Annotated in this window: 6 protein-coding genes and 1 pseudogene; all 7 read left to right on the top strand. The window is 62.5% G+C overall.

Annotation, left to right across the window (positions count from 1 at the left end; genetic code table 11):
* On the top strand, window positions 1-277 hold a 277-nt coding region (gene mraW / locus JNL55_RS11390; RefSeq protein ID WP_293852944.1), incomplete at its 5' end, for a 16S rRNA (cytosine(1402)-N(4))-methyltransferase.
* Window positions 274-540, top strand: a complete 267-nt coding sequence (gene ftsL, locus JNL55_RS11385) for a cell division protein FtsL (protein ID WP_293852943.1) — start codon at window positions 274-276, stop codon at window positions 538-540. The genes mraW and ftsL, both read left to right, overlap by 4 nt.
* Window positions 537-2,264: a peptidoglycan D,D-transpeptidase FtsI family protein gene (locus JNL55_RS11380; RefSeq protein ID WP_293852942.1), complete on the top strand. Its 1,728-nt coding sequence runs from the start codon at window positions 537-539 to the stop codon at window positions 2,262-2,264. The genes ftsL and JNL55_RS11380 overlap by 4 nt, the downstream gene beginning before the upstream one ends.
* Window positions 2,261-3,832, top strand: coding sequence for a UDP-N-acetylmuramoyl-L-alanyl-D-glutamate--2,6-diaminopimelate ligase (locus tag JNL55_RS11375; RefSeq protein WP_293852941.1), 1,572 nt, complete (start codon window positions 2,261-2,263; stop codon window positions 3,830-3,832). The genes JNL55_RS11380 and JNL55_RS11375 overlap by 4 nt, the downstream gene beginning before the upstream one ends.
* Window positions 3,829-5,211, top strand: coding sequence for a UDP-N-acetylmuramoyl-tripeptide--D-alanyl-D-alanine ligase (locus JNL55_RS11370; protein ID WP_293852940.1), 1,383 nt, complete (start codon window positions 3,829-3,831; stop codon window positions 5,209-5,211). The genes JNL55_RS11375 and JNL55_RS11370 overlap by 4 nt, the downstream gene beginning before the upstream one ends.
* A gap of 16 nt (window positions 5,212-5,227) precedes the next feature.
* Entirely contained in the window at window positions 5,228-6,310 is a 1,083-nt protein-coding gene (mraY, locus tag JNL55_RS11365; RefSeq protein WP_293852939.1) for a phospho-N-acetylmuramoyl-pentapeptide-transferase, read from the top strand.
* 4 nt (window positions 6,311-6,314) lie between these two features.
* Window positions 6,315-6,881: pseudogene (locus tag JNL55_RS11360) on the top strand (Mur ligase family protein); the annotation flags it as partial.

Here is a 6,881-nt window from a genome sequence, read left to right as displayed (position 1 = left end):
ACGAGCTGCCCTTGCCGGCAGCTTGAGCGCACTGGCGCCGCAAGGCCGTCTGTGTGTGATCAGTTTCCATTCGTTGGAAGACAACATCGTCAAACGTTTCATGCAGGAGCAGTCGCAGGAAGATCCCGTGTACGCCGGCTTGCCCGACGTGCCTGCGCACGCCCGCCCGAAACTGCGTCGCGTCGGCAAAGCGATTCATCCTGGCGAAGCCGAAGTCGCTGCCAATCCACGCTCGCGTAGCTCGGTGATGCGAGTGGCTGAGAAGGTGGCGGCATGAGCGGGCGCATCGCCATGTCGGTGTTGTGGGCCGCATTGCTCGGCGCGGCGATTGCCGTCGTGTGGAGCAAGCACGAAGCCCGCAGCATGTTCATCGAGTTGCAGCGGCTGCATGCCGAACGCGACCGGCTGGATATCGAGTGGGGCCAGCTGAAGCTGGAGCAGAGCGCCTGGGCCATGCACGGCCGAGTGGAACAAACCGCTCGTGTCAATTTGCAGATGGTGGTGCCGCGGCCCGATGAAGTGCGGATCGTGAAGCCATGATCCGTCGCGACGAAGGCAAGCATTTTTCTCCCGAGCAGTACCGTGGCCGCTTGCGGTTCGTGCTCATCACGCTGGTGCTGATTGCTACCGGCCTGGTGGCGCGTGCGGTGGACTTGCAGGTGCTGGACGAGGGCTTCCTGGAAGGTCAGGGCGACGCGCGTTACACCCGTATCGCCAAGCTGACGGCGAATCGCGGCGGCATCTACGACCGCAACGGCGAACCGTTGGCGGCCAGCACGCCGGTGGACACCGTGTGGGCTTGCCCGCCGGAAGTGATGAAGGCGGCGGATCAGATTCCGCGGCTGGCCGAAGCGCTGAATCGCGACAAGAAGTGGCTGACGCAGCTGATCACCAGCAACCTGGACCGCGAGTTCGTTTATCTGGTGCGCCACATGCGCCCGAGCGACGCCGCGCAGGTCAAAGAACTGAAAATCCCCGGCGTGTATCTGCAGCGCGAATACCAGCGCTTCTATCCGGCCGGCGAAGTCACCGGGCATTTGCTCGGCTTCACCAAGAAGTACGACGACATCGGTCAGGAAGGACTGGAGCTGGCGTACGACCGTTGGCTCGGTGCCGAGCCGGGCGCCAAGCGCGTCATTCAGGATCGTCTCGGTCGCACCGTCGAGGACGTCGAAAGCATTCGCGCGCCGCATCCGGGCGGCGATCTCATTACTAGTATCGACCTGCGCATCCAGTACCTGGCGTATCGCGAACTGAAAGCAGCGGTTCAGGAACATGGCGCCAAGGCCGGCACGGTGATCGTGCTGGATATCGAGACTGGCGAAGTGCTGGCCATGGTCAATCAGCCGGCCTACAACCCGAACGATCGCGATCAAGTCGCGGCCTCGCGCTATCGCAATCGCGCTGCCACCGACATTTTCGAGCCGGGCTCGAGCATCAAGCCGTTCATCGCCGCGGCGGGCATCGCGTCCGGGCGCTATCACGGCAGCACCATCATCGATACGTCGCCAGGTTTCGTGCAGGTGGGCATCAAGCGCATTCCGGACAAGCACAACCTGGGCCCGATCTCGCTGACCACGGTGCTGGCGAAGTCGAGCAACGTCGGCATGACCAAGATGGCGATGAATCTGTCGCCCAAGTCCATGCAGGAAACCTTGTCGGCGTTCGGCTTCGGCCAGGTCACCGGCAGCGGTTTCCCGGGCGAGTCGGCCGGTTTGCTGAATGACTATTCGCATTGGCGGAAGATCGGTCAGGCCACCATCTCTTATGGATACGGCTTGTCGGTGACGCCGCTGCAGCTGGCACGTGCTTACGCAACGCTCGGTGCTTATGGCGTGAAACGTCCGGTGACCTTGCGCAAAGTCGACGAGCCAGTGCCGGGCGAGCGTGTGATCGATGCGCGCGTCGCCAAAGAATTGCTGGAGATGATGGAAAGCGTCGTCTCGGAAGAAGGCAGCGGTAAGCGGGCTGCCTTGATCGGCTATCGAGTGGCCGGCAAGACCGGCACCGCGTGGACTGCCGACGGCGGCTCTTATTCCACTGAACGACGCAAAGCTTCGTTCGGCGGTGTCGTGCCGGCGAGCCATCCACGGCTCGCGGCGCTGGTCGTGATCGATGAGCCGAGCGGTAAGCAGTACTACGGCGGCGACGTGGCCGCTCCGGTGTTCGCCAACGTGATGGCGGGCGCATTGCGTTTGATGGGTGTGCCGCCCGACGGTCTGGATCGCCTGCCGGCCACCACGCTGGTGCAAGCCAACCCATGAGGACTGCCGCAGCAACCATCACCATGAACAGCCGGGCCGACAACGTGCGCATCAAGAATCTGCGAGCACTGCTTGCGGATAGCGGTGTGTCGTCTGTCGATTCCGTGCCGGCTGACTTGGAAATCACCGACCTCACGCTCGACAGTCGAGCAGTGACGCCGGGAGCTGCCTTCGTGGCGCTGCCAGGCACGCGCACTCATGGCATTGGTTTCGCCGCTCAAGCGGTGAACGCTGGCGCTTCAGCCGTTCTTTGGGAACCGGTTGAAGGTGTGGTCGCGCCGCGCTTGCCGCCGGAAGTACCGTTGATTGGCATTCCGCAATTGAGCAGTTGGCTCGGCACCATTTCGGATTGGTTCTTCGATGCGCCGTCGGCCGCCGTGCGTGTCATCGGCGTCACCGGCACCAACGGCAAAACCACTACGGCGCATGTGATCGCGGCCGCCTTGCAACAGTTGAATGTCACTTCGGCTTACGCGGGCACGTTGGGTTATGGCCGCGTCGGCGCGTTGCATTCAGGTTCGCTGACCACGCCGGATTGCATCACGGTGCAACGTCAGCTCGCCGAACTCCGCGATGAAGGCGTGCGTTGCCTGGGCATGGAAGTGTCCTCGCATGCGCTCGATCAGGGTCGCGTCTATGGAATGCGGTTCGACACGGCGATCTTCACCAACCTGACCCGCGATCATCTCGACTATCACGGCACGCTCGAGGCTTATGGCGAAGCCAAAGCGCGTCTGTTTCGTTGGCCGTCGCTGCGTTACGCCATCGTGAATGTGGATGACGCGTTCGGTCGCGAGCTGGCCACGCGAGTCGCACACACTTGTCTGGTCGTGCTGAGCCGTGCCGGCCAGATTCAGATGGATCCGCGCTGGCACAGTGACAAAGGCGAAGTGAAACAACTGTTCGCACGCCGCGTGACTGCTGCCCCGAACGGCTTGGACATCGAATTCGATGGCAGCTGGGGCGCAGCGACCTTGAAGTCGCGCTTCGTCGGCGATTTCAACGTCGAAAATTTGCTTGCTGTGCTGGCTACCTTGCTGACCAGTGGCGTGTCCATGCAGCAGGCCATCGGTGCGTTGGAAAAGTGCGGTCCGCCGCCGGGGCGCATGGAAACGCTCACCGCGCCGAATCGGCCGCTGGCCATCGTCGACTACGCGCACACGCCCGACGCGTTGGAAAAAGCTTTGCTGGCCGTGCGCAAACATCGCACCGGCAATTTGGTTTGTGTGTTCGGTTGCGGCGGTGACCGGGACGCCGGCAAGCGCCCGTTGATGGGCGCCATCGCGGAACGCCTGGCGGATCGCATCCTGATCACCGACGACAATCCGCGCACCGAGAACGGTGACGCCATCGTCGCCGACATTCTTAAAGGCCTGTCTCGTCCCGAAGCCGCCATTGTCGAACGCGATCGCGCGGCCGCCATCGCACGCGCCATTGCGGAAAGTGCCGCGAGTGACGTGGTGCTGATCGCCGGCAAAGGGCACGAGGACTATCAGATCGTGGGCGCTGAACGCCGCTCGTTCAGCGATCGCGAGCAAGCGCTGCAAGCGCTGGGGAGGCAGTCATGATTGCCTGGAAGCCGAGTGAAATCCTGCGCTTTACGCCGGGACAGTTGGTCGGTGCCGATCGCCCATTCACCAGCGTCTCCACTGACACACGCACTATTAAAGGTGGCGCGCTGTTCGTCGCGCTCACTGGGCCGTCGTTCGACGGCCATGACTTCGTGACGACCGCCGCTCAGAACGGTGCGGCCGCCGCACTGGTCTCGCGACAGCTGCCGGTCGATGTGCCGCAGATCATCGTCGCCGATCCGCTGGCGGCCTTGTCTACGTTTGCGCGCGAGTGGCGTCGTCAGTTCCACATTCCTGTGGTCGGCGTCACGGGCAGCAACGGCAAGACCACGACCAAAGAGTTGATCGGCGCGATCTTGTCGCAGCTCGGCCCGACGCTAGTGACTCGCGGCAACTTGAACAACCACATCGGCGTACCGCTGACGTTGTTGGAGCTGACCAGTCAGCATCGTTACGCCGTCATCGAGATGGGCGCGAATCATCTTGGCGAGATTGCCCATCTCGCCAGCATTTCCGAACCGACCGTCGGCATCGTGACCAACGCCGGTGCCGCGCACTTGGAAGGCTTCGGCAGTCTGCAAGGCGTGGCCGATGGTAAAGGCGAAATGTTTCAGGCACTGCCGGTGGAAGGCGCGGCCGTCATCAACGCCGACGACAAGTACGCCGGTCAATGGCGCGACATGAGCACGGCCGATCGCATCCTGACTTTCGGTTTCGAGCAGCAGGCCGATTTCATGGCTCACAAGGTGCGTGAGATCAATGCGTCGTCTGGCTTTCGGATCGACTTCGATCTGGTGACGCCGGAAGGCACGGTCGCTGCGACGGTGCCGTTGGCGGGCCTGCATAATCTGCGCAATGCCCTGGGCGCAGCGGCGATCACTTGTGCGGCCGGCGCAACCATCGAAGACATCGTCAAAGGCCTGGCCGCGATGAAGACGGTCGCCGGCCGACTCGAATTGAAGCCCGCCATCAACGGCGCGTTCATCGTCGACGATTCCTACAACGCCAACCCGAGCTCGCTCAAAGCCGGTCTGGATGCGATGAAGAGTTTCGCCGGCGCGCGTTGGCTGGTGCTGGGCGAAATGAAAGAGCTGGGCGATGCCAGCAACGAGTTGCATGCCGAAGTCGGCCGCTACGCGCGGCAGGCCGGCATCGAACGGTTGCTCGCCATCGGCGAAGGCTCGCGTTTTTCAGTGGAGGCGTTCGGTCGCGGCGCGCAGTGGTTCGCCGATATCGATGCGTTGATTCGCGACGCGAAGACGTCGCTCACTCCTGGCGTCGCCGTGCTCATCAAAGGGTCGCGTGCGAATCGGTTGGAGCGTGTGTCGGCGGCCTTGTCCGCCACGCCGCCTGGCACTACCGATGGCCATCATTAAGAGAATAACTACTTAAATGCTGCTGTATTTCACTAAACAGCTCGCTCTACTGGAAGGCGCTTTCCGCGTCTTCCAATACTTGACGCTGCGCGCGATTCTCGCGGCGCTCACGGCGCTGGTGATCTCGTTCCTGATCGGCCCGTGGATGATTCAGAAGCTGTCGACCAATCAGATCGGCCAGCGCGTGCGTGACGACGGTCCGAAGTCGCACCTGCCCAAGGCCGGCACGCCCACCATGGGCGGTTTGTTGATCCTGGTGGCCATCACTTTCAGCACCTTGTTGTGGGCCGATCTGAGCAACCGGTTCGTGTGGGTCACGCTGCTGGTGACGCTGGCGTTCGGTCTGATCGGTTTCTGGGACGATTATCTGAAACTCGTGGTCGGCAACAGTCGCGGCCTGATCGCGAGATACAAATATTTCTGGCAGTCGGTCGCGGGTTTGGGCTGTGCGGTCGCTTTGTACATGACCGCCAAGTCGCCGGCCGAAACCGCGTTGTACGTGCCGCTGTTCAAGCAAGTGATGGTGCCGCTCGGGATGGGCTACATCGCGCTCGCGTACTTCGTGGTGGTGGGCACCAGCAACGCGGTGAATCTGACCGACGGCTTGGATGGTCTGGCCATCATGCCGGCGGTTCTGGTCGGTGGAGCCTTGGGGGTGTTCGCCTATGCGACAGGCAATGCAGTGTTCTCGGGTTATCTCGGCATACCTTTCATCGAGGGCACCGGTGAAATACTGGTGTTCTGCGCGACGCTGGTCGGCGCAGGTCTCGGCTTTCTCTGGTTCAACACCTATCCCGCGCAAGTGTTCATGGGCGACATTGGTGCCCTCGCGCTCGGTGCGGCACTAGGGGTCGTCGCCGTCATCGTGAGGCAGGAGATCGTCCTGTTCATCATGGGCGGCGTGTTCGTGATGGAAACGGTGTCGGTGATGTTGCAGGTGGCTTCGTTCAAGCTCACCGGCAAGCGCATCTTCCGGATGGCGCCGATTCATCATCATTTCGAATTGAAGGGCTGGGCCGAGCCCAAGGTGATCGTGCGCTTCTGGATCATCTCGGTGATCCTGGTGCTGATCGGCCTCGCGACGTTGAAGGTGCGCTGACGCCATGACGCCGCACGATCCCATCGTTCGCTCCGATCCTCGTCTGCCGCCGCAAGCGGCGGCTGGGCGGGCGGTCGTCGTCGGTTTGGGCCGAACGGGGTTGTCGTGCGCGCGTTATTTGCAGTCGCGCGGTTTGAGTTTCGCTGTCACTGACAGCAGAGCTGCGCCGCCGGAATCCTCGGCGCTCGAACAGCTCGCGCCAGGTATCGACGTGCGATACGGCGGCTTCGACGAGTCATTGCTCGACGGCGCGTCGCAGGTCGTGGCGTCACCGGGCGTTTCGTTGAAAGAACCTTTCCTGATGAGCGCCGCGGCTCGTGGCGTTCCTATCGTTGGCGATATCGAGTTGTTCGTGCGCGAGGCGAAGGCGCCCATCGCTGCAATCACCGGCACCAATGGCAAGAGCACGGTGACGACGCTGGTTGGCTTGATGGCCAACGCCGCGGGTCGTCGCGCCATTGCTGGCGGCAATCTCGGCCGGCCGGCGTTGGAATTGCTCAACGATCCGGTGCCTGAGTTGTATGTGCTGGAGCTGTCCAGCTTCCAGTTGGAAACGACGCTGTCGCTGCGC

Source organism: Steroidobacter sp., from assembly GCF_016790065.1.
Classification (GTDB): Bacteria; Pseudomonadota; Gammaproteobacteria; order Steroidobacterales; family Steroidobacteraceae; genus Steroidobacter.
This window is presented reverse-complemented; position numbering and strand designations above follow the sequence as displayed.

Bases quoted from the DNA above. Each gene is read 5' to 3' on its own strand.
- mraY (WP_293852939.1), top strand. From the start codon at position 5,228: ATGCTGCTGTATTTCACTAAACAGCTCGCTCTACTGGAAGGCGCTTTC.
- ftsL (WP_293852943.1), top strand. From the start codon at position 274: ATGAGCGGGCGCATCGCCATGTCGGTGTTGTGGGCCGCATTGCTCGGC.
- JNL55_RS11370 (WP_293852940.1), top strand. From the start codon at position 3,829: ATGATTGCCTGGAAGCCGAGTGAAATCCTGCGCTTTACGCCGGGACAG.
- JNL55_RS11380 (WP_293852942.1), top strand. From the start codon at position 537: ATGATCCGTCGCGACGAAGGCAAGCATTTTTCTCCCGAGCAGTACCGT.
- JNL55_RS11375 (WP_293852941.1), top strand. From the start codon at position 2,261: ATGAGGACTGCCGCAGCAACCATCACCATGAACAGCCGGGCCGACAAC.